Source organism: Rhodopseudomonas palustris (assembly GCF_007005445.1).
Taxonomy (GTDB): Bacteria; Pseudomonadota; Alphaproteobacteria; order Rhizobiales; family Xanthobacteraceae; genus Rhodopseudomonas; species Rhodopseudomonas palustris_G.
Genome location: NZ_CP041387.1, coordinates 1,925,982 through 1,947,557, shown reverse-complemented (window position 1 = coordinate 1,947,557; position 21,576 = coordinate 1,925,982). Strand labels below are relative to the sequence as shown.

The 21,576-nt window shown below is 65.2% G+C and carries 25 protein-coding genes; 8 read left to right on the top strand and 17 right to left on the bottom strand.

From position 1 onward, the window contains the following. Positions 1–66: 66 nt before the first annotated feature. The 3 genes from FLL57_RS08830 to FLL57_RS23305 form a co-directional block, all read right to left on the bottom strand. Positions 67–2,349 carry a RelA/SpoT family protein gene (locus FLL57_RS08830; RefSeq protein WP_142882697.1) on the bottom strand — a complete coding sequence of 761 codons (2,283 nt, stop codon included), beginning with the start codon at positions 2,347–2,349 and terminating at the stop codon, positions 67–69. A 270-nt stretch (positions 2,350–2,619) separates the two neighbouring features. Further along, a complete protein-coding gene (rpoZ, locus tag FLL57_RS08825) occupies positions 2,620–3,012 on the bottom strand; it encodes a DNA-directed RNA polymerase subunit omega (RefSeq protein ID WP_013502516.1) in 393 nt (130 codons plus the stop codon). A gap of 141 nt (positions 3,013–3,153) precedes the next feature. Further along, on the bottom strand, positions 3,154–3,312 hold the full coding sequence (locus tag FLL57_RS23305) for a hypothetical protein (protein WP_155413257.1): 159 nt from the start codon (positions 3,310–3,312) through the stop codon (positions 3,154–3,156). Between the two features lie 45 nt (positions 3,313–3,357). Here FLL57_RS23305 and FLL57_RS08820 point away from each other — a divergent pair, with 45 nt between their 5' ends. Both FLL57_RS08820 and FLL57_RS08815 read left to right on the top strand, forming a co-directional pair. Then, on the top strand, positions 3,358–3,999 hold the full coding sequence (locus FLL57_RS08820; RefSeq protein WP_013502517.1) for an NYN domain-containing protein: 642 nt from the start codon (positions 3,358–3,360) through the stop codon (positions 3,997–3,999). A gap of 10 nt (positions 4,000–4,009) precedes the next feature. Beyond that, positions 4,010–4,684, top strand: coding sequence for a uracil-DNA glycosylase (locus FLL57_RS08815; protein WP_142882696.1), 675 nt, complete (start codon positions 4,010–4,012; stop codon positions 4,682–4,684). 73 nt (positions 4,685–4,757) lie between these two features. On the opposite strand, the gene FLL57_RS08810 is transcribed toward FLL57_RS08815, so the two are convergent. The 6 genes from FLL57_RS08810 to FLL57_RS08785 all read right to left on the bottom strand — a co-directional run bounded on the left by FLL57_RS08810 (position 4,758) and on the right by FLL57_RS08785 (position 8,518). Further along, a complete protein-coding gene (locus FLL57_RS08810) occupies positions 4,758–5,336 on the bottom strand; it encodes a peroxiredoxin (RefSeq protein ID WP_142882695.1) in 579 nt (192 codons plus the stop codon). A gap of 25 nt (positions 5,337–5,361) precedes the next feature. Beyond that, positions 5,362–5,835 (bottom strand): SsrA-binding protein SmpB, encoded by a 474-nt coding sequence (gene smpB / locus FLL57_RS08805; protein WP_013502520.1) that lies wholly within the window; start codon positions 5,833–5,835, stop codon positions 5,362–5,364. Between the two features lie 37 nt (positions 5,836–5,872). Next, entirely contained in the window at positions 5,873–6,352 is a 480-nt protein-coding gene (gene mscL, locus FLL57_RS08800) for a large conductance mechanosensitive channel protein MscL (protein WP_013502521.1), read from the bottom strand. A gap of 10 nt (positions 6,353–6,362) precedes the next feature. Next, entirely contained in the window at positions 6,363–7,253 is an 891-nt protein-coding gene (gene dapA, locus FLL57_RS08795; RefSeq protein WP_013502522.1) for a 4-hydroxy-tetrahydrodipicolinate synthase, read from the bottom strand. Between the two features lie 131 nt (positions 7,254–7,384). Continuing rightward, positions 7,385–7,792 (bottom strand): (R)-mandelonitrile lyase, encoded by a 408-nt coding sequence (locus FLL57_RS08790; protein WP_142882694.1) that lies wholly within the window; start codon positions 7,790–7,792, stop codon positions 7,385–7,387. A 12-nt stretch (positions 7,793–7,804) separates the two neighbouring features. Continuing rightward, positions 7,805–8,518 (bottom strand): ribonuclease activity regulator RraA, encoded by a 714-nt coding sequence (locus FLL57_RS08785; RefSeq protein WP_142882693.1) that lies wholly within the window; start codon positions 8,516–8,518, stop codon positions 7,805–7,807. A 220-nt stretch (positions 8,519–8,738) separates the two neighbouring features. On the opposite strand from FLL57_RS08785, the gene pxpB reads away from it, so the two are divergent. Genes pxpB through FLL57_RS08770 form a run of 3 tightly spaced genes read left to right on the top strand, consistent with a single transcriptional unit; the run spans position 8,739 to position 11,266 of the window. Next, complete coding sequence (pxpB, locus tag FLL57_RS08780; RefSeq protein ID WP_142882692.1) at positions 8,739–9,467, top strand: 5-oxoprolinase subunit PxpB; 729 nt, start codon at positions 8,739–8,741, stop codon at positions 9,465–9,467. Beyond that, the gene (locus FLL57_RS08775; protein ID WP_142882691.1) at positions 9,464–10,474 is read left to right on the top strand and encodes a biotin-dependent carboxyltransferase family protein; all 1,011 of its coding nucleotides are present in this window, start codon (positions 9,464–9,466) and stop codon (positions 10,472–10,474) included. Before pxpB ends, FLL57_RS08775 begins: the two co-directional genes overlap by 4 nt. Positions 10,475–10,501: 27 nt before the next feature. Next, complete coding sequence (locus FLL57_RS08770; RefSeq protein ID WP_142882690.1) at positions 10,502–11,266, top strand: LamB/YcsF family protein; 765 nt, start codon at positions 10,502–10,504, stop codon at positions 11,264–11,266. Between the two features lie 15 nt (positions 11,267–11,281). Here FLL57_RS08770 and FLL57_RS08765 read toward each other — a convergent pair whose 3' ends face one another. Genes FLL57_RS08765 through FLL57_RS08750 form a run of 4 tightly spaced genes read right to left on the bottom strand, consistent with a single transcriptional unit; the run spans position 11,282 to position 14,796 of the window. Then, positions 11,282–12,088 carry an alpha/beta hydrolase gene (locus FLL57_RS08765; RefSeq protein WP_433962619.1) on the bottom strand — a complete coding sequence of 269 codons (807 nt, stop codon included), beginning with the start codon at positions 12,086–12,088 and terminating at the stop codon, positions 11,282–11,284. Positions 12,089–12,133: 45 nt separating this feature from the next. Beyond that, positions 12,134–12,952 carry an ABC transporter ATP-binding protein gene (locus FLL57_RS08760; protein ID WP_142882688.1) on the bottom strand — a complete coding sequence of 273 codons (819 nt, stop codon included), beginning with the start codon at positions 12,950–12,952 and terminating at the stop codon, positions 12,134–12,136. Beyond that, complete coding sequence (locus FLL57_RS08755) at positions 12,945–13,784, bottom strand: ABC transporter permease (protein ID WP_433962613.1); 840 nt, start codon at positions 13,782–13,784, stop codon at positions 12,945–12,947. The genes FLL57_RS08760 and FLL57_RS08755 overlap by 8 nt, the downstream gene beginning before the upstream one ends. Positions 13,785–13,839: 55 nt before the next feature. Beyond that, complete coding sequence (locus FLL57_RS08750; RefSeq protein WP_142882686.1) at positions 13,840–14,796, bottom strand: ABC transporter substrate-binding protein; 957 nt, start codon at positions 14,794–14,796, stop codon at positions 13,840–13,842. Positions 14,797–14,897: 101 nt separating this feature from the next. Here FLL57_RS08750 and FLL57_RS08745 point away from each other — a divergent pair, with 101 nt between their 5' ends. Then, positions 14,898–15,812, top strand: coding sequence for a LysR substrate-binding domain-containing protein (locus FLL57_RS08745; protein WP_047307288.1), 915 nt, complete (start codon positions 14,898–14,900; stop codon positions 15,810–15,812). Positions 15,813–15,827: 15 nt separating this feature from the next. Here the strand turns inward: FLL57_RS08745 and FLL57_RS23300 are convergent, their stop codons facing one another. Further along, positions 15,828–15,983 carry a hypothetical protein gene (locus tag FLL57_RS23300; protein WP_185966203.1) on the bottom strand — a complete coding sequence of 52 codons (156 nt, stop codon included), beginning with the start codon at positions 15,981–15,983 and terminating at the stop codon, positions 15,828–15,830. A gap of 228 nt (positions 15,984–16,211) precedes the next feature. On the opposite strand from FLL57_RS23300, the gene rimO reads away from it, so the two are divergent. Together rimO and FLL57_RS08735 are read left to right on the top strand one after the other, a co-directional pair. Beyond that, positions 16,212–17,537: a 30S ribosomal protein S12 methylthiotransferase RimO gene (gene rimO, locus FLL57_RS08740; protein WP_142882685.1), complete on the top strand. Its 1,326-nt coding sequence runs from the start codon at positions 16,212–16,214 to the stop codon at positions 17,535–17,537. A gap of 132 nt (positions 17,538–17,669) precedes the next feature. After that, on the top strand, positions 17,670–18,839 hold the full coding sequence (locus FLL57_RS08735; RefSeq protein WP_142884189.1) for an IS481 family transposase: 1,170 nt from the start codon (positions 17,670–17,672) through the stop codon (positions 18,837–18,839). A 119-nt stretch (positions 18,840–18,958) separates the two neighbouring features. Here FLL57_RS08735 and FLL57_RS08730 read toward each other — a convergent pair whose 3' ends face one another. The 3 genes from FLL57_RS08730 to pcsA all read right to left on the bottom strand — a co-directional run bounded on the left by FLL57_RS08730 (position 18,959) and on the right by pcsA (position 21,472). Further along, a complete protein-coding gene (locus FLL57_RS08730; RefSeq protein ID WP_013502534.1) occupies positions 18,959–19,933 on the bottom strand; it encodes a quinone oxidoreductase family protein in 975 nt (324 codons plus the stop codon). 85 nt (positions 19,934–20,018) lie between these two features. Next, positions 20,019–20,741: a TerC family protein gene (locus FLL57_RS08725; protein WP_142882684.1), complete on the bottom strand. Its 723-nt coding sequence runs from the start codon at positions 20,739–20,741 to the stop codon at positions 20,019–20,021. Continuing rightward, positions 20,738–21,472, bottom strand: a complete 735-nt coding sequence (gene pcsA, locus FLL57_RS08720) for a phosphatidylcholine synthase (protein ID WP_142882683.1) — start codon at positions 21,470–21,472, stop codon at positions 20,738–20,740. Before pcsA ends, FLL57_RS08725 begins: the two co-directional genes overlap by 4 nt. Positions 21,473–21,576: the final 104 nt, after the last annotated feature.

Here is a 21,576-nt window from a genome sequence, read left to right as displayed (position 1 = left end):
TGATTGCTTCGCTTCCCACGCAATGACGGGGATAGCATCTCGGCTCCACCTGGACCACGTCGAGCCTCAGCCGTTGACCCGCTCGACGTGAGCGACGACGTCCTTGGCGCGCAACTGAGCGATGATAGCGCTGAGATGCTTGAGGTCATAGACTTCGAGATCGATGGTGAGCTCGGTGAAATCCGGCGAGCGCCGGCTCATGTTGATGTTGTCGATGTTGCCGTCGTGTTCGGCGATCACGCCGGCGATCTGCGCGAGACTGCCGGGTTCGTTGACGTTCTGCACGAACAACCGGGCCGGAAACCGCTGCGGCGTGGTCTCGTCGATGTCCCACTTCACGTCCAGCCAGCGCTCCGGCTCTTCCTCGAATTCCTTCAAGGCCGGCGACTGGATCGGGTAGATGGTGATGCCCTCGCCCGGCGTCACGATGCCGACGATCCGATCGCCCGGCACCGCGCCGCCGTTCGGCGCGAACTTCACCGGCAGTCCGGAATGCAGCCCGCCGATCGGAATCACCGAGCCGACCTTGCCGGTCTCTGGCGACTTGGCGACCACCTTGTCGGACGCGTCCTTCTTGCCGCCGAAGCGCGCGATGCGCTCTTCCTTGTAGTCCGGATACATCGCGCGGGCGACGTCGGACGCCTTCATCTCGCCGCGACCGACCGAGGCCATCACGTCCTCGACCGAAGCCCGCGCCAGCCGAGGCAGCGCCCCCTTCAGCTTGTCGTCGGCGTAGTCGATCTTGGCGCGTGCGAACAGACGCTCGACGATCCGGCGGCCGAGGCCGGCATACTGATCGCGCATCGCCACGCGGGTCGCACGGCGGATTGCCGCCCGCGCCTTGCCGGTCACGGCCAGCGATTCCCACGCGGCCGGCGGCGCCGACTGCACCGGCGATGTCAGCACCTCGACCTCGTCGCCGTTCTGCAGCTCCGACGACAGCGGCGCGAATTTACCGTTGATCTTGCAGCCCACCGCGCTGTTGCCGACGTCGGTGTGTACCGCGTAGGCGAAGTCGACGACGTTGGCCTTGCGCGGCAGCGCGATCAGCTTGCCCTTCGGGGTGAAGCAGAACACCTGATCATGGAACAATTCGAGCTTGGTATGCTCGAGGAATTCCTCCGGGTTCGAGCTCTCCGACAGCATCTCGATGGTGTGGCGGAGCCAGGCGAACGCGTTGGACTCGCGATTGAGCAGCTCGGTCGGCGAGCCGACGCCGTCCTTGTAGAACGCGTGTGCGGCGATGCCGTATTCGGCGATCTGGTTCATCTCGCGGGTGCGGAACTGCAGCTCGACGCGCTGCTGACCGGGACCGATCACCGTGGTGTGCAGCGAGCGGTAGTCGTTCTGCTTCGGCGTCGAGATGTAGTCCTTGAAACGGCCGGGCACCATCGGCCAGGTGGTGTGCACGACCCCGAGCGCGCGATAGCACGCCTCGACCTCGTCGAGCACGACGCGAAAGCCGTAGATGTCCGAGAGCTGTTCGAAGCCGACCGACTTGCGCTCCATCTTGGTCCAGATCGAAAACGGCCGCTTCCGACGGCCCGTGACCTCGGCGGCGATGCCGTGGCGAGCGAGGTTGGCGGAGAGTTGGGTTTCGATCTCGCCGATCAGATTGCGGTTGCGTTCCGCCAGCGCGTCGAGCCGCTGCATCACAACGGTGAAGGCTTCGGGATCGAGAGTACGGAACGACAGATCCTCGAGCTCTTCGCGCATCTCCTGCATGCCCATGCGGCCTGCAAGCGGCGCGTAGATGTCGAGGGTCTCCTCGGCGATGCGCTGACGCGACGCCGGCGGCACGAAATCCAGCGTGCGCATGTTGTGCAGCCGGTCGGCCAGCTTGATCAGCAACACCCGGACGTCGTCGGCGATCGCCAGCAGCAGCTTGCGCAGGTTTTCCGCCTGCTTGGCCTCGCGCGATACCAGTTCGAGCCGCTTCAGCTTGGTCAGGCCCTCGACCAGCGCGCCGATTTCCGGACCGAACATGGTGTCGATCTCGGTCCGGGTCGCCTCGGTGTCCTCGATCGTATCGTGCAACAACGCCGCCACGATGGTGGCATCGTCCAGCTTGAGGTTGGTCAGGATCGCGGCGACTTCGAGCGGGTGCGAGAAATACGGGTCGCCCGAGGCACGGGTCTGCTCGCCATGCGCCATCATCGCATAGACATAGGCCCGGTTGAGCAGATCCTCGTCGGTATTCGGATTGTAAGATCGTACCCGTTCCACCAGATCGTATTGCCGCATCATGCGGGCTCGGGATCTGGGTTTGGCGGCGGCAGCCGGCTCGGCGATCGCGGCAGCTCCGCCCGCCTGCTCCATCTGCTTCGGAGTCTGGCGTCCTGACGCCATTTCAACAACCTCTATTGCACCGCAACAAGAGCAATTCCTGTTGCGTCCGGCCCCTCGTCCATGCGTGGCGGGTCACACGAGTTGTGCCACGAAAGGAACCTGAACGGCCAGAAAAAACGCGATTTCGGCAGAGTTTAGGTCAAGGCAGCAATGCCGCACCGCATTCCTTTGAGCCGACCGCGAGTGTAGCGAAATGCAAAAAAACGACCCGGATCAGATCCGGGTCGTTTTGCAAAGCATCACGGAAATGTGCGAGATCGCAACCGATCGTTATTCGTCTTCCTCGGGCTGCTCTTCGGGCGGCGCCAAGCCTTCCAGACCCTTCAGCAGCTCCTCTTCGGTCATCCGCTCCATGGCGACCTCGGTGTCGTCGGCGTCGACACTGGCACCGGCGGAACCGATCAGCGGAACGGTATCCTGCTCCGGCTCGTCGACCTCGACGAACTTCTGCAGCGAGTGCACCAGCTCTTCCTTGAGATCTTCGGGGGAAATCGTCTGGTCGGCGATTTCGCGAAGCGAAACAACGGGATTCTTGTCGTTGTCGCGATCGATCGTCAGCGGCGAGCCGGACGAGATCATACGCGCGCGATGAGCCGCCAACAGCACGAGGTCGAACCGGTTGTCGACCTTGTCAATGCAATCTTCCACGGTGACGCGCGCCATGGCCAGTCGCTCCGTTCAATAGGACCAAAATCGGGGTTAGACCGCTACCTATAGGGCATAGACCGCTTTCGCAAGCAGCAATTTGTCATTTGGCCGATCACCGCCACTCTGATAATGCACCCATTGTTCGGGGACGGCCAATCATCGGCCGGCTCGGGCGAACACGAGCCCGACAACAAAAGGCTTCTTTTCAGAAAGAAAAGTATAGAGTACCGGCTGATGCTTCGTGCGGTTGAAGATGCGCCGGTTGCCAAGCGCGACGGCTATTCGTGCAAAAATTGACTTGAGCTGCGCAGCCATTTCCGTTGCGCCAAGAAGCTGACAACAGACACGTGAGAGATCTTGATGTCCACTTCCGCCAGTAACAAGATTGCGCTGTTTATCGACGGTGCCAACCTTTACGCAACCGCAAAGACCCTCGGCTTCGACATCGACTACAAGCGGCTGCTGAAGGAGTTTCAAGGCCGCGGCAATTTGGTCCGCGCATTTTACTACACCGCGATCATCGAAGATCAGGAATACTCGTCGATCCGCCCGCTGATCGACTGGCTGGACTACAACGGCTACACCGTCGTCACCAAGGCGACCAAGGAGTTCATCGACGCTTCCGGCCGCCGCAAGGTCAAGGGCAACATGGACATCGAGCTTGCGGTCGATGCCATGGAACTGGCCGAGCACATCGACCAGATGGTGCTGTTCTCGGGCGACGGCGACTTCCGCTCGCTGGTCGAGGCCGTTCAGCGCCGCGGCGTTCGCGTCACCGTGATCTCGACGATCTCCAGCCAGCCGCCGATGATCGCCGACGAACTCCGCCGCCAGGCCGACATCTTCACCGATCTGGTGGAGCTGCAATCCAAGATCGGCCGCGACCCGGCTGACCGTCCGCCGCCGCGCGAACCCCGCGAGCCGCGTCACCACGCGCCGCAATTCCTGCAGCGGTCCACTGCTCTGGCGTCGCGTGCCGGCGCCGACGACTTCGAAGACTGAGACTGAGACCATGACGACGTTGGCGCGGGGCTCCGGGCCCCGCGTCCCGACCTCCCTCACCGACCCCGATCGCGATTGTCCGTTCTGCCCGCGCCTGGCTGAATTCCGCAGCGAGGCGCGCGCGCGCAAGCCGGGCTGGTTCAACGCGCCCGTACTCTCGTTCGGCGACACTGACGCGTCGCTGCTGATTGTCGGACTTGCGCCCGGGCTGCAAGGCGCCAACCGCACCGGCCGGCCGTTCACCGGCGACTACGCCGGCGACCTGCTCTACGCCACGCTGATCGAATACGGCTTCGCCAGCGGCCAGTATCAGGCGCGGCCGGACGACGGCCTGCGGCTGGTCGGTTGCCGGATCAGCAACGCGGTGCGCTGCGTCCCGCCGCAGAACAAGCCGCTGCCAGTCGAGATCAACACCTGCCGCCGTTTTCTGATCGCGACGATCGACGCCATGCCGAAGCTGCGCGCGATCGTCCTGCTCGGTCGGATCGCGCACGATTCAACGCTGAAGGCGCTCGGCCTGCGCGCCGCCCAGGCGCCGTTCGGCCACGGCGCCGTGCACGAGGCCGGCAGGCTGCGCCTTTACGACAGCTACCACTGCTCGCGCTACAACACCAACACCGGCGTGCTGACGCCGAAGATGTTTCGCGACGTGTTCGCGCGGGTCCGGGCTGATCTCGACGCGTAGTCGGATCAGAAAGAATTGTCATTGCGAGGAGCGAAGCGAAGCAATGACGGGGATGGCGATCCGCGACTGCTAACTAGCGCCGATTGGCCTTCAGCCATTCCAGCACGTCGGCGGCGTTCCGATCCGGCGGAAACACCGGATAGAACACATGGCTGATCCGGCCGTCGTCGATGATCAGCGCCATCCGCTTGATCAGCGTCATGCCTGCGACCTGCATGGTCGGCAGATTCAGGGCGCGCGTCAGTTCCAGAGCCTCGTCGGAGAGCACGGCGAAAGGCAGATGCAGCCGGCTCGCCATCTCTGCCTGATACGTGGTGGACTGCGTCGACAAGCCGAACACCTGGTCGGCTCCAGCCGCCTTGAGTTCGGCGAACAGGTCGCGAAACGCGCAAGTCTGCGGTGTGCAGCCGCGCGCGCCGGGGATCATGTCCCAGTCGTCGACCGGGGCGATCTTGCCGGGCTCGCCGGTCCGGGGATAGGCGAACACCACGGTGCGTCCCGTCAAAGCCGCCAGCGTCACGCTGCCACCGTCGGTAGCTCGCAAAGCCATCGGCGGAACCGCTGTGCCGGGCAGATGCGCGGCGTCGCCGTCGTCGACCGGCGCCGGAATTGCCTTCCAATCGACGTCCATGATGTTGGGCTGGTTGGCCATCCGTTTCTCCGGTTCGACCGCCCGCTCAGCCACGTGCGCGCAGCAGACGGCCCTTCTCCCGATTCCAGTCGCGCTTCTTTTCGGTCTCGCGCTTGTCGTGCAGCTTCTTGCCCTTGGCGAGCGCGAGCTGCAATTTGGCACGGCCGCGCTCGTTGAAATACAGCTTGAGCGGGATCAGCGTCATGCCCTCACGCTCGACCGCCCCGATCAGCTTGTTGATCTGCTTGCGATGCAGCAGCAGTTTGCGCGGCCGCTTCGGCTCGTGATTGAAGCGGTTGGCCTGCAGATACTCGGGAATGTTGGCGTTGATCAGCCAGATCTCGCTGCCGCGGGCGTCCGCATAGGACTCCGCGATCGTGGTCTTGCCGTTGCGGATCGACTTGACCTCGGTGCCGGTGAGCGCGATCCCGGCCTCGATGGTGTCGTCGATGGCGTAGTTGAACCGCGCCTTGCGGTTCTCCGCGACCACTTTGATCGCGCGTTCGTTCTTCTCGGCCATTGGTGGCGATTCCTGTCGGCGCGATCCCCATCGCCGCCTATGGCGACGGGCCGGCGCCCTTTTTCAACAGATCCCTGATCTCGGTCAGCAGCTCTTCCTGCCGGGTCGGGGTCGGTGGCGGCGCCTTGGTCTCCTCGGCCCGCTGTTTCAACTTGTTCAGCGACCGGATCACTGCGAACAGCACCGCCGCGATGATCAGGAAGTTCAGCGTCACCGTGAGGAAATTGCCCCAGGCGAGCACGGCGCCCTGCTTCCTGGCCTCGACCAACGTATTGGCGGTGACCGTCTGCGACAGCGGCGTGAAGTAGTTGGAGAAATCCAGTCCGCCGGTGACCGCGCCGATGATCGGCATGATCACGTCGCCGACCAGCGAGGTGACGATCCCGCCGAACGCCGCACCGATGATGACGCCGACCGCGAGGTCGACGACGTTACCCTTCATCGCGAAATCGCGAAACTCCTTGAGAAGCCGCGAGCCCTTCTGCTCGAGGTCGCGAACGGAGTCGGTGCTGGTCATGCGCTCCCTGTCAGTTGATCACTCCTGCGTGCACCATCGCCGCACGGATCGCCTTGCCGGTCGGTTCGGTCACCGTCATCAGCGGCAGCCGGACTTCTTCCTGAATGCGGCCGAGCAGCGTCAGGCCGTGCTTGGCGCCGGCGACGCCCGGCTCCTTGAACACGGCGTCGTGCAGCGGCACCAGGCGGTCCTGGATCTTCAGCGCGCCTGGATAGTCGCCGGCGAACACCGCACCCATCAAATCCGAACACAGCTTCGGGGCGATGTTCGACACCACCGAGATGCAGCCGTGACCGCCGGCCGCCATATAGGCCAGCGCCGTCATATCCTCACCCGAGAGCTGAATGAAATCGGGGCCCATCGCGTGGCGCTGCTGCGACACCCGGCCGAGATTGGCGGTCGCATCCTTGACGCCGACGATGTTGTCGAGCTCGTACAGCCGGCTCATGGTGTCGACCGACATGTCGACGACCGAGCGCGGCGGAATGTTGTAGATGATGATCGGAATTCCGATCGCGTCGTTCACCGCCTTGAAGTGCTGATACATGCCTTCCTGGGTCGGCTTGTTGTAGTACGGCGTCACCACCAGCACCGCATCGGCGCCGGCCTTCTCGGCGTGGCGGGCCAGTTCGACGGCTTCGCGGGTCGAATTGGACCCGGCGCCGGCAATCACCGGCACCCGGCCCTTGGCCTCCTCGATGCACCACTCGACCACCTTGTGGTGTTCCTCGTGGCTCAGCGTCGGGCTCTCGCCGGTGGTTCCGACCGGCACCAGGCCGTGGGTGCCCTGCTCGATCTGCCAGTTCACCAAGCTGCGAAACGCCTGCTCGTCGAGCGCGCCATTTTTGAACGGCGTGACCAAGGCGGTAAACGACCCCCGAAATTTCGTCTTGGCTGCCATCATGTTCTCCTCAACGCCCGCGACCTTGCAACGAAGCGCCCTTCATACCGAGTCCCCACCCGCCGGGAAAGGGTCCCATCGGCGGAGAAACCGGCGGTTTTGAGGATTCTGATCGGCGGCGGCCGCGGATCTCAGGCGGACGGCGCGACGGCGTAGTCGTCGTCGGAGACCTGCTCCATCCAGGTGGCGAAACTGCCGTCCAGCGCCTCCTGCATCGCGACGTGGGTCATGCCGTTGGTCGGCGAGGCGCCGTGCCAGTGTTTTTCGCCGGGCGGAATCCACACCACGTCGCCGGCGCGGATCTCGCGCACCGGACCGCCTTCGGTCTGAATCCGGCCGACGCCGGTCACGACGTACAGCGTCTGGCCGAGCGGATGGGTGTGCCAAGCAGTGCGGGCGCCGGGTTCGAACGCCACCCGGGTCGCGGCCAGCCTTGCCGGCGCCGGTGCGGCGACGATCGGGTCCTGCCACACCGTGCCGGTGAAATACTCCTTGGGCGCCCGCTGGGTCGGGCGCCAGCCGGCCGCGAAGATGTCCATCGCCAACGCTCCTCAGGTCTTGTCGGCCTTCTCCTTGAACGCCGCATAGCGCGCCTTGGTTTCCGCGTTCATCGGATACAGGCCGGGCAGCACCGCACCGTTGTTGACCTCCTCGACGATCCAGCCTTCCATCCGCTCCTGCTCCGGCCCTTCGGCGAGCACGTGGTCGAGCAGCGCCTGAGGGATCAGCACCGCGCCGTCCTGATCGGCGACGATGACGTCCTTCGGAAACACCGCGACGCCGCCGCAGCCGATCGGTTGGTCCCAGCCGACGAAGGTCAGGCCGGCGACTGACGGCGGCGCCGCAGTACCGTCGCACCAAACCGGCAGTCCGGTGCCGAGCACGCCTTCGAGATCGCGCACCACGCCGTCGGTGATCAGCGCCTTGATGCCGCGCTTGACCATGCGGGCGCACAGGATGTCGCCGAAGATGCCGGCGTCCTTGATGCCCATGGCGTCGACCACGGCGATACAGCCTTCCGGCATCGCCTCGATCGCGGCACGGGTCGAGATCGGCGAAGCCCAGGACTCCGGCGTCGCCAGATCCTCGCGCGCCGGCACGAAGCGAAGTGTGAACGCCTCGCCGACCAGCCGCGTCGCGCCCGGCCGCAGCGGCCGCGCGCCGCGCAGCCAGACGTTGCGGAGCCCCTTCTTCAGCAGCACCGTGGTGATGGTCGCGGTCGAAACGCGCGACAGGATGTCGACGGCTTCCGGGGTCAGAGACATGAAGGGAGAGCTCCAGTGATTGTCGGCGCATCTTGCGGGCCGCGACTGCCGCGTCAAGACGCAACCCTGCGATCGACAGCCCAGTGCGGCGCATGGCGATCATCGCATTTTATCACCTCTGCCGGGATCGACTTATCGGCAGCGCGATCGTCGCGAAGTGATTTTCACCGCGCCGGAAAACGCGCTATCGGAGCCGGTAGCTTTGTGAGATCGTTACCGGATGACCACCCCGCCTCCACGACTGCTGCCGAACGGTGATACCGCAATCACCGTCGAGTTCGGCCGCGACATCAGCGACGAATCCAACCGCCGCGTGCTCGCGCTCGATCGCAGGCTGAAGCAGAGTCCGGTCGCTGGTATCGTCGAAACCGTGCCGACCTATCGATCGCTGCTGGTGCATTACGATCCTGAGACGGTCGGCTTCGGCGCGCTGTCCGATCAACTCGTCTCGCTGGCGCAAGCGCCCGACGACGACGCGACGATCGCCGGACGGCGCTGGCGGATTCCGGTGTGCTATGGCGGCGAACACGGTATCGATCTGGAGGATGCCGCCCGTGCGCTCAACATCACGCCCGACGCGCTGGCAGCGCGTCACGCCGCCGGCGATTATCGGGTCGCGATGATCGGCTTCACGCCGGGCTGGTCGTATCTGTCGGGCCTCGATCCGGCGCTGGCGATGCCTCGGCGGCAGGCGCCGCGGCTGCACACCCCGGCCGGCACGATCTCGGTCGGCGGCATCCAGGCCGGAATCCAGTGCCTTGCCGGACCGAGCGGATGGCACCTGCTCGGCCGCACGCCGGTGCGAACCTATCAGTTGCATCGCGAGCCGATCTTTCTGCTCGAGCCCGGCGATGCGATCAGCTTCGCGCAGATCGACGCCGAGGAATTCGCCGACCGCGAAGATGCGGCCTCTCACGGCGAAATCGTCGCGGACCTGCTGAGCGCATGACGAGCCTTGTGATCGACAGCGTCGGCCCGGCCACCTCGGTGCAGGACGGCGGACGCCACGGCGCGCAGCGTTACGGCCTGCCACCCAGTGGCGCGATGGACCGGCTGTCGCTTGCCGCGGCCAACGTGCTCGTCGGCAACAACGCGTTCGCGGCGGCGATCGAACTCGGCCCGCTCGGCGCGAAACTGAGTGTCCGGGACGGCGCGGTGCGGCTGGCGCTGACCGGCGCCGAGCGCCCCGCCGCGATCGATGGGGCGCCGCTGGCGTTCAACGAATCCTTCACGCTCACCGACGGCCAGATCCTCACCGTAGGAGTCGCCCGCGGCGGCGTATTCAGCTATCTGGGAATTGAAGGCGGCGTCCGCGGCGAGCCGATGTTCGGCAGTCTCGCCGTCAACGCGCGCGCCGGTCTCGGCAGCCCCTACCCGCGGCCGTTCCAGGCCGGCGATACCATCGCCGTCAAGTGTGCGGCGCGAGCGGTCGAGCGCCGCCTCGATCTGCCGGGGCAACAGGATACGCCGATCCGGGTCGTGCTCGGTCCGCAGGACGATGAGTTCGGCGATGCGGTGGAGACGTTGCTCTCCGGCGCATGGACGGTCTCGGCGACCAGCGACCGGATGGGCTATCGGCTCGATGGTCCGCAGATCTCGCATCTGCACGGCCACAACATCGTCTCGGACGGCACGGTCGACGGCAGCATTCAGGTGCCCGGCTCCGGCCAGCCGATCGTGCTGATGCCCGATCGCGGCACCAGCGGCGGCTATCCGAAAATCGCCACGGTGATCTCGGCCGATCTCGGCCGGCTGGCGCAGCGCCAGCCCGGGCGGCCGTTCCGCTTTGGGGCGGTCAGCGTCGAAGACGCGCAGGGCGCCTACCGCGCCATGGCCAGGCTGATCCGCTCGCTGCCCGACCGGCTGCGCGACGCACAGCATGCCACCATCGACCTCGACGCGCTGCTCACCGCCAACGTCGCCGGCACCGCGATCGACGCGCTGACGGCGGAGTAATCGAATCCGACGACGGGACCAATCGGGATGAAGATCGATCTGAACTGCGACCTCGGCGAAGGCTTTGGCGTCTGGCAGATGGGTGACGACGCGGCGATGATGCAGATCGCCACCAGCGTCAACATCGCCTGCGGCTTCCACGCCGGCGATCCGGACATCATGCACGCGACCGTGAAGCTGGCGAAGCAGAACGGCGTCGCGATCGGCGCGCATCCGGGCTTCCGCGACCTGCACGGTTTCGGCCGCCGCCCGGTGCCGGGGATCACCGCGGCCGAGATCGAAAACCTCGTCGCCTATCAGATCGGCGCGCTGCAGGCGGTCGCCACCCTTGCCGGCCACAAGGTCACCCACGTCAAGGCACACGGCGCGCTGTCCAACGTCGCCTGCGAAGACGACATGACCGCGCGCGCGATCGCATCGGCAATCAAGGCCGTCGATCGGTCGCTGGTGTTCGTCGTGCTGGCGAACTCCAAACTCATGCTGGCGGGCGAAGCCGCCGGCCTGCCGCTGGCGCACGAGGTGTTTGCCGATCGGGCCTATGAGGACGACGGCAATCTGGTGTCGCGCAAGAAGCCCGGCGCGGTGCTGCACGACCCCGATGAAATTGCCGAACGCGTGCTGCGGATGGCGCAGGACGGCGCCGTCGTCTCGGTGACCGGCAAGGTGATCAAGATGCGCACCGACACCGTCTGCATCCACGGCGATACCAAAGGCGCGGTCGAGATCGCCCGCGGGGTCCGCCGGAAGCTCGAAGCGAGCGGCATCACCGTCGCGCCGTTCGCCGGAGCCTGACGCTCGCGATCCGCGCTACGTCCCGATCAGCGTCAGCAGCTCGGCGGTCAGCGTGCCATCGGCGCTCCATTCGTTTAAAATGGAGAAGTGGTGATGCCGCGGCAGAATGCGCAGAGCGACCGGCAATCCTGCCCGCGCGGCGACGTTGGCATAGTCCAGCGATTGCCGCTGCAATTCGGGCAGTTCGTCGCCGCCGACCAGCAGCGATTGCGGCGCCATGCCGAGACGTGTGCGCCGGATCGGACTGAGGATCTCGATTTCCTGCCGATCCAGCCGCAATGCCTCATCGAGATAGCACAGCGCAATCGGCTCGAGATCGAAGATGCCGCTGATACACACCGCGCCACGGACCGCGGCGTGCGCGCTCGCCACCGAGGCGAGATGTCCGCCGGCGGACCAGCCGCTCACCACCAGCTTGCGCCGGTCGAAGCTAAATCGCTCGGTGTCGGCAGCCAGTACATCGAGCGCCAGATCGACCTCGGCGACGATGTCCGACAACCGCGCCGCCGGCGCCAGCGTGTAGCCGACCACGGCGACGTCGATGCCGTGGGCGTTCGGTCCATCGGCCACGAAGGAGAACATCTCCTTGGAATTGCGCTGCCAATAGCCCCCATGCAGAAACACCAGGAGCGGCGCGCCCGTTTCGCCGGAGCCAAAATAGTCCAGCGAGGTCCGCTCGCGATCCGCATAGGCGATATCGAGCCGCGCTCCCGCCCCCGCGCGGCGCGTGTCGCTGCGGTCGCGCCAGCGATCCAGCCATTGCGGGCTGTCGACCACCGCTGCGCTGTTGTTGTAGGCGGCGTCGAGCGCGGTGCGATCCATCCCGCGATAGACCGATCGCGAAGCGTGGGAGGCTGAAACGGTCACTCAGGAATCCGCCGTCGCTGCAACCTTGCGGCCGGCGCCGACATGGCTGGTGAGTTGCTGCGTGATGCTGCGCCGAAGCGCATTGAACTCCACCGAGGCGACATCGCGCGGGCGAGCCAGCTCGATCGCAACATCTCGATCGATCCGGCCCGGCGACGAGCTCATCACCACGACACGGTCGGCGAGCAGCACCGCCTCCTCGACCGAATGGGTGACGAAGATCACGGTCAGCTTGGTGGTCCGCCAGATCTCGATCAGCTCCTCCTGCAGCGCCGCGCGGGTCAGCGCGTCGAGCGCACCGAACGGCTCGTCCATCAACAGAATGTCGGCGTCGTTGGCGAGCACGCGGGCGATCGCCACACGCTGTTTCATGCCGCCGGAGAGCTGGTGCGGATAGCGGTCGGCGAATGCCGTCAGCCCGACCATCGCCATGAACCGCTCGGTGAGCTTGTCGACCTCCTTCGGCGCGACCCGGCGATGGCTGGGCCCGAACCCGATGTTCTGCCGCACCGTCAACCACGGGAACAGCGCGTAGTCCTGAAACACCATGCCGCGGTCCGGGCCGGGACCGCGCACCTCGCAACCGTACACGCCGACCGAGCCCTGCGTCGCCGTCTCGAAGCCGGCGATGATCCGCAGCAGGGTCGACTTGCCGCAGCCCGAAGCGCCGAGCAGACAGACGAACTCGCCCTTGCGCACCGTCAGATCGACACTGCGCAGCGCCTCCACCGGCCCGTTGGACGCGTGATAGATCTTGTTCAGCCCGCTCACCTCCAGGATCACCGGCGGCGCGTCACGATTGGTGGTTTGATCAAGCATGGTGCTGCGGACTCCAGCGCAGGAAGTAGTTGCTGAGCATCACCAGGATGCGATCCGACAGGAATCCGGTGATGCCGATGATGATCATGCCGGTGATGACGAGATCGGTGCGCGACAGCGTGCGGCCGTCCATGATCACGGCGCCGAGACCTTCCGGCACGCCGGTCATCTCGCCGACCACAATCAGGATCCAGGCGAACGACGCGCCGAGCCGCAGACCGTTGAAGATGCTCGGCAGCGCCGCCGGCAGAACGACGGATCTGAACAGTTGCGGCCCGTTGCAGCCGAGCATCCCGGCGGCCTCGAACAGCCGGACATCGACCGACTTCACCCCGAACACGGTATTGAGCAGGATCGGATAGAACGCGCCGAGGAAGACCAGGAACACGGCCGACTTCGGCCCAAGGCCGAAGAAGATCATCGACAGCGGCAGCCAGGCGGTGACCGGGATCGGCCGCAGCAGTGCGAGCGTCGGATCGAGCAACGCGCGCAAAAGCGGAATCCGTCCGATCATCAACCCAAGCGGAATTCCGATCAGCGCAGCCAGAAAGAAGCCGCCATACACCCGCTGTACCGATTTCCAGAAGTGGATCGGCAGGCTGGCGCTGTAGGCGTCGTCGTAGATTCCTCCGAAGGCGAAATCCCACATCATCGTCGCGACGCCGGATGGCGGCGGAACCAACCGCGTCCCGGTCCAGCGCACCATCAAGTCCCACGCCAGCAGCAGGCCGAGCGGCACGATCAGCGCGAGGGCTGTGGCGCGTAGCCTGGCTGCGAGCTTGCCGGGGGGACGACATCCGCCGCGCGCAGGTGCGGCGGAAGTCCTGGTCATCGAGGGAGGGCCCATGGCGGACGAGGAGACCGTGCTTTGCAGGCTCATCGGTTGCTCACGACGCCGAGATCGCCTTGATGAAGCTTGCGTCGATGAAGGTCTTGTAGTCGGGCAACTGCCGGATCTGCTTCTTGTCGAGCATCTGGGCGCCGTAATACTGCGCCTGCTTCAGGAACTGATCGTCGATGTTCCAGGTCAGCTCGACGTTCGGTGCCGCCTGCTCGATCGAGGCTTTCTGCTGGCCGAGCTTCTGCATCGCCATCTCGACGAACGCGTCGCGGTTGCTCATCGCGTATTCGCTGGCCTTGCGGTGCACCTTCAGCAGCGTGCGGATCAGTTCGGGATCTTTCTCGATCAGTTCGCGCCGGGTGCTGAGCACCATGTTCAGCGAACCGGTCGGCGTCGAGTACGGATACTCGACGATCTTGCCGACGCCGCTGGCGAGGCTGATACCTGCTGCCGGCTCGGCGCCGACATAGGCGTCGATGTCGCCGCGCGCCAGCGCCGGCGCCATGTCGCTGAACGAGACGCGGACCGATTGGATGTCCTTGATCGTCATGCCTTCGGCGGCCAGCCGGTCGAGGATCACCACCTCCTGGGTCGAGCCCGGCCAGATCGCGACCTTCTTACCCTTCAGATCCTTGATGCTGGCGATGCCGGAATCCTTGCCGGCGACGATCGCCATGCCACGGTTGCAGGCGGCGCCGACCACCACCACCGGCTCGCCATTGGCACCGCCGAGCGTCGCCGCCGCGAGGCCGAAGATGCCGAAATCGACCGACCCGGTGGCCACGGCGTTCTTGCCGTCGGTCGGACTCTCGAACGGCACCACCACGACCTTGACGCCCGCCGGCACGAACTTCTCGTAGAAATACGGCGTGATGCCGTGAATGAGCTTCAACGTTCCGACCTTGATGACGCGATCCTCCGCAAGCGCCGTCAGGCTGGTGGCGGCAAGTGCGGTCGCGGTCACCGCGAGGCGGATGAAGTGGCGTCTGGTGGTGTTGTGCATGGCTTCCTCGCTGCTGATCCCGGCAAGCCACTGTAGGTGCGACGCAACAACATCAGAAATTTATTGTTTATATCGGTTTTATAAGCTGGCTTAATAGAACGATGCTCGCACCGCTCGACCTCCGCCTGCTGCAGACCTTCATCGTGCTGGTTCAGACCGGCAGTTTTTCCGAAACGTCGCGGCGATTGGGCCGGACCCAGCCGGCTGTCAGCCTGCAGCTCAACCGGCTCGAGGAAGCAACCGGGGCTCCGCTGTTCACCAAGGTCGGGCGCAGGCTGGTGCTGACAAATCACGGTGAGCTGGTGCTCGGCTATGCGCGCACCATCATGGGCCTGCAGGACGAACTACGCGCCCGCCTCGCTGCGCCAAAGCTCGACGGCGCGGTCGTTCTCGGAATGCCCGATCTGTATGCCGCCTATCTGCTACCCGGCATCCTGTCGGATTTTCGCAGCGCCTATCCCAACGTCGATGTCGAGCTGAAATGCGCGCTGTCCAGCAAGCTGATGGCTTCGGTCGAGAAAGCCGAAATCGATCTTGCGATCGTCACCGGGATGCCCGCGTTCAAGGTCGGAGAGCTGGTCGCGCAGGAGGATCTGGTCTGGGTGACGTCGGAGCGTGGCTCGGTCCACCTCGAAAATCCGGTGCCGCTGGCGATGCTGCCGCCAGGCAACATCTTTCGCGACTTCGGGCTCGCCGCGCTGGAAAGCATCGGCCGGATCTGGCGGCTGAGCTGTATCAGCGAGAGCATCAGCGGCATTCAGGCCGCCGTGTTCGCCGGCATCGCCGTCAGCGTCGTCGGCAAGAGTTCGGTGCTTCCGGGGATGCGGGTGCTCGGCCGCGGCGACACCTTCCCGGCCTTGCCCAAGGTCGATCTGGTGCTGTACCGCTCGGCGCGGAGTGCCAATCCTGCGGCAGAGGCGCTCGCCAGCGTGATCGTCCGGCATTTCGCGAATTCAGCGCTCGCTCCCGCGGCGCGTTTCGTGCGAACCCAGGCCGGCAGCGGCTCGCACGACTAACTATCCGGACGCCGTTCAGGACAGCCGCAGATGCGGCGCCGCGATCACGATCGCACCGATCAACCCGAGGGCCGCGCCGAGCATCAGGACGTGAATATCGATCGCGAACGACGACCACGACCAAAGCCGTTGTGGTGTCGTCGCCGAGTGCGGATGAGGCTGGTTTCGCACGGTCCGTTCTCCTGGTTCCGAGGAACAAGAAAGGCCTGACCGCCTCCGCCGCAAGACGGCCGCCGAAATAACAAAGGCGGCGCTGTCCGGGTCCGGGAACCGGCAAAATTCGTCTCTTCCGGAACCCCGCCGAAGGGCAATCTTCTCGCCGGTTCGGTTCCGAGCCGCCTTGTCAGCGCCGCCGATCCGGTTTAGCTCCTCTCGCACCCCAATCCAGGCAGTTCGACCATGCAGCAGGCCGCCGCGCCCAAGATCAGCTTTGTTTCGCTCGGATGCCCCAAGGCCCTGGTCGATTCCGAGCGCATCATCACCCGATTGCGCGCCGAGGGTTACGAGCTGGCGCGCAAGCACGACGGCGCTGACCTCGTGATCGTCAACACCTGCGGCTTCCTCGACAGCGCCAAGCAGGAATCGCTGGCGGCGATCGGCGAAGCGATGGCGGCGAACGGCAAGGTGATCGTCACCGGCTGCATGGGCGCCGAGCCGGAGCAGATCGAAGCCGCCTATCCCGGCGTGCTGTCGATCACCGGTCCGCAGCAATATGAAAGCGTGCTGGACGCCGTGCATCGCGCCCGGCCGGCGCTGCACAACCCGCACCTCGATCTGGTGCCGCCGCAGGGCGTGCGTCTGACGCCGCGGCACTACGCTTACTTGAAGATCTCCGAGGGCTGCAACAATCGCTGCAGCTTCTGCATCATCCCGAAGCTGCGTGGCGATCTGGTATCACGCCCGGCCGGCGACGTGCTGCGCGAAGCCGAGAAGCTGGTCGCCGCCGGCGTCAAGGAATTGCTGGTGATCTCGCAGGACACTTCGGCTTACGGCGTCGATGTGAAGTACGCCGAGAGCCCGTGGAAGGATCGTGCCGTCCGCGCCAAATTCCTCGATCTGGCCAACGAGCTCGGCGAACTCGGTGCCTGGGTGCGGCTGCACTACGTCTATCCGTATCCGCATGTCGACGAGGTGATCGGCCTGATGGCGGACGGCAAGGTGTTGCCCTATCTCGACATCCCGTTCCAGCACGCCAGCCCCGAAGTGCTCAGGCAGATGAAGCGCCCGGCCGCACAGGACAAGACGCTCGACCGCATCAAGCGCTGGCGCGAGATCTGCCCCGAACTGGCGCTGCGCTCGACCTTCATCGTCGGTTTTCCCGGTGAGACCGAGCGCGACTTCGAATTCCTGCTCGACTGGCTCGATGAAGCCGAAATCGATCGCGTCGGCGCGTTCAAATACGAGCCGGTCGCCGGTGCGCCGTCGAACACGCTGCCCGATCAGATTTCAGACGAGGTCAAGCAGGAGCGTTGGAACCGGCTGATGGCGCGGCAGCAGGCGATCTCAGCGCGGCGGCTGAAGCGCAAGGTCGGCACCCGTCAGCAGGTGATCATCGACGAGATCGGCCCGACCGTCGCCAAGGGCCGCTCCAAGGCCGACGCGCCGGAGATCGACGGCGCCGTCTATCTGTCGAGCCGTCGCCCCTTGCGCATCGGCGAAATCGTCGCCGCCAAGATCGACCGCGCCGACGCGTATGATCTGCACGGCACGGTGGCGGGGTTCTGAGCAGCAACAGCGACTACACACACGCAGGTCATCGCCCGGCTTGTTGTTCAGCCCGGAGACATGACCTACGGGTGTTCGGAGACATAGTCGACGCATCATAGTGGCTGGATTTGGCGATTGGAGGCCAAGTCCATGCCCTGGCGTGAGGTGTCGGCAGTGGATCAGAGACGCGAGTTCGTACGGCTTGCGATGCAGGAGGGGGCGAACCGGCGCGAGCTGTGCCGGCGGTTCGGCATTCATTGGACGACCGGCTACAAATGGTTGGAGCGATGGGCGGCCGGAGGTGATCTCGCCGACCTGTCGCGGCGGCCGCAGGACAGCCCGCGGCAGACCTCGGCGGCGTGTGAGGCCCAGGTGCTGGCGGTTCGTGATGCGCATCCGGCATGGGGCGCGCGCAAGATCGCCAGCTCGATGGACCGGTCCGGACAGCACGCTCCGGCGGTGTCGACGATCCACGAGATCCTGCGCCGGCACGGCCGGATCAAGCCTGCCGCCGGCGGTCCACCGGCGACGCTGCGGTTCGAGATGCCGGCGCCGAACATGCTTTGGCAGATGGACTTCAAAGGCTGGGTTCGGCTCGGCAACGACGTCCGCTGCCATCCGCTGACCGTGGTGGACGATCACTCACGCTACGATCTGTGCCTCCAGGCTTGCGCCGATCAGCGCGGCGAAACCGTGCAGGACAGGCTGCAAACGACGTTCCGGCACTACGGCTTGCCCGACACGATCTTCGTCGACAACGGCTCGCCGTGGTCGGACAGTTCCGGCGAGCGCTGGACATGGCTCTCTGTGTGGCTGCTCAAGCTCGGCATCAGGGTGATCCGTAGTCGTCCCTATCACCCGCAGAGCCGCGGCAAGAACGAGCGTTTTCATCGCACGCTGGACGACGAGGTGTTTGCGCTGCGGCCCTTGCGCGACCTCGCCGAGGCGCAACGTGCCTTCGATTCCTGGCGCGAGGTGTACAACTTCGAGCGCCCTCACGAGTCGCTAGGCCAGCTGGTGCCTGCTGATCGCTACCAGCCGAGCCGGCGTTCTCTACCGGACCGCCTGCCGACTCCAGAATACGATGAGCGCGACATCGTCCGATCCGTCTCGAAAACCAAGGCCTATGTCAGCTTCAAAGGTCGTTTGTGGAAGGTGCCGCAAGCCTTCGCCGGAGAGCGCTTGGCCATCAGGCCGCTCTCCACCGACGGCAAATACGGCGTGTTCTTCGCCGCCCACCAAGTCGCCACCATCGACTTGACGGGCGTGGAAAGTGTCGGTCATGTCTCCGAACACGTGTCGACTATGTCTCCGGGCTGAACACTTGTCCGGGCGACCCAGTATTCCAGAGAGCTGATTGCTTTACACCAGCGTTCCGGAACACTGGGCCCTCCGCTTTCGCGGAGGGTGGCGGCTCGTATGGGTGACGTTGTGCGACCTTACGGCTTCAGAATCGAAGCACCGGTCGTCATACGCCCTTCCAGATCGATATGCGCCTTCGCGGCGTCCTTCAGCGCGTAGGCGTGGTTGATCGGGACGTGCAGCTTGCCCTCGATCACCGCTGAAAACAGCGTGTCGGCGCCTTCGATCAGTTCCTTGCGGGTGCCGATATAGTCGTTCAGCTTCGGCCGCGTCGCAAACAGCGAACCGTGATTGTTGAGTTCTGCGAGCGGGAACGACGGCACCGGCCCGGAGGCGTTGCCGAACGACACGAACAGGCCGCGTGGCTTGATGCATTTCAGCGAGCCCGGGAACGTCGCCTTGCCGACGCCGTCATAGACCACGTCGCACAGTTCGTTGCGGCTGATCTGCTTGACCCGCGCCACCCAATCCTCCTCGTTGTAGAGGATGACGTGATCGCAGCCGTTGGCGAGTGCGAGGTCGGCCTTGGCCTTGGAGCCGACGGTGCCGATGACGTGTGCGCCGAGCGCCCGCGCCCATTGGCAGGCGAGCAGACCGATGCCGCCGGCGGCGGCGTGGATCAAGACGCGATGACCAGGCTCGATCTTGAAGGTCTTGTGCAGCAGGTACCACACCGTCAGGCCCTTGAGCATCAGCACGGCGCCCTGCTCGTAGGTGATGTGGTCGGGCAGCTTCACCAGCTTGGCGGCTTCGATGTTGCGCTGCGTGGCGTAGCCGCCGAGATTCGCGTAGTACGCGACCCGGTCGCCGGGATGGAAATTGGTGACGTGCGGGCCGACCGCGACCACCTCGCCGGCCGCTTCGTTGCCGATCACGAACGGCAGCGACGGCGCTTTGTAGAGGCCGGTGCGGAAATACACGTCGATGAAGTTCAGGCCGACGGCGTGCTGGCGAATCCGGACCTCGCCTTCGCCCGGCGGCGGCAGCTCGACGTCCTCGTAGACCAGGACCTCCGGTCCGCCCACCTGATGTACACGCACCGCCTTCGTCATCGTCGTCCCCTCGGATCTCATGTGAGCTTCACCGAAAGCCATCACCCGGGTGTTGTCAACCTGCCGGCAGCGACGGCTTCCGCGGTCAGCGCTGAGGCGCACGCTTGCGCTTGGCGAGCACGTTGAAGAACTCCACCGACGCCGAGAACAGGATGGCGAAGTAGATGTAGCCGCGCGGGATGTGGAACGCGAAACCGTCCGCCACCAGCGCCACGCCGATCAGCACCAGAAACGCCAGCGCCAGCATCTTGGTGGTCGGATGCTCCGCGACGAACCGCGCCACCGGCCCCGACGAGATGTACATCACCACCATCGCGATCACCACGGCGGCGACCATGATCTCGATGTCCTGGGCCATCCCGATCGCCGTGATGATCGAATCGATCGAAAATACCAGGTCGACGATGACGACCTGCACGATCACCCAGAAGAACGCCCGGTCGGCGAGACCGGGTTCAGGCGCGTGGTCCCTCGCCTCGACCTCGCTGTGGATCTCGTGGGTGGCCTTGGCGATCAGGAACAATCCGCCGGCGATCAGGATGATGTCCCGCCAGGAGAACGGCTTGTCGGCGATGCTGAACACCGGCGTGGTGAGACCGATCAGCCAGACCAGCAATGTCAGCAGGATGAGGCGGAAGATCAGGGCCAGGGCGAGGCCGATCTGCCGCGCTCGCGTCGCGCGCGGCTCGGGGATGCGCGACACCAGGACCGACAGGAAGATCACATTGTCGATCCCGAGCACGATTTCGAGTGCCGTCAGGGTCAGCAGCGCGGCCCAGGCTTCTGGACTGGAGAGCAGTTCGATCATCGAGGGTCTCGTCGGAGCAAGCGGAAGACGGTGTCGGCGCAGCCGACATACAGCGCGATCGCGCACAGAGCGATCGTCACCGGGGCAACAACTTCAAAGTCACGCAGAAGCGTGTAGCCGGCAAGCAGCGCCCACAGCGCGGTCAGCGTCAGGGTCAGCGGGCGCAGCCGTGCCACCCGCACAGGATGCACGACGCGAAACGGCACGAAGGTGAGGACGATCAAGACGGCGATTCCGAGACTGCCGACGATCGCCGGCGGGTGCAGCAGAAACAGATAGAACGCCGCGGCGTTCCACAATGCCGGAAAGCCGCGGAAGTGGTTGTCCTCGGTCTTCATCCGGCGATCGGCGAAGTACATCGCCGAACTGACGACGATGCCGACGCCGAGCACCGGCGCCGCGATCGGCAACAGCAGACCGCTCGCGGTGATGGCATAGGCCGGCACGAACACGTAGGTGAGGAAGTCGACCACCAGATCGAGCACCTCGCCCGACCATTGCGGTTGCAGCCGGGCGATGTCGAGCCGCCGCGCCAGCGGGCCGTCGATCGCGTCGATCAGCAGCGCCAGCCCGAGCCAGGCGAACATCGCCGCCCAATGCTGGCGCACCCCTTCCAGCAGCGCCAGAAGCGCGATCGCCGCCCCGGCAGCCGTCAACACGTGCACGCCCAGAGCAGCAGCGCGACGTGAGCGCGATCCGGGCGGTGGTGGCGGAGCGTCCTGCGGTGTCATCGAACGTCGTGCATATCAGTTTGGCGGCCAATCTGCACAATTTCGTTGCGGCGTTCGGTCGCGCAAACGGTCAGAAACGTTAATGTTTCGCGGCGGACTTGAAA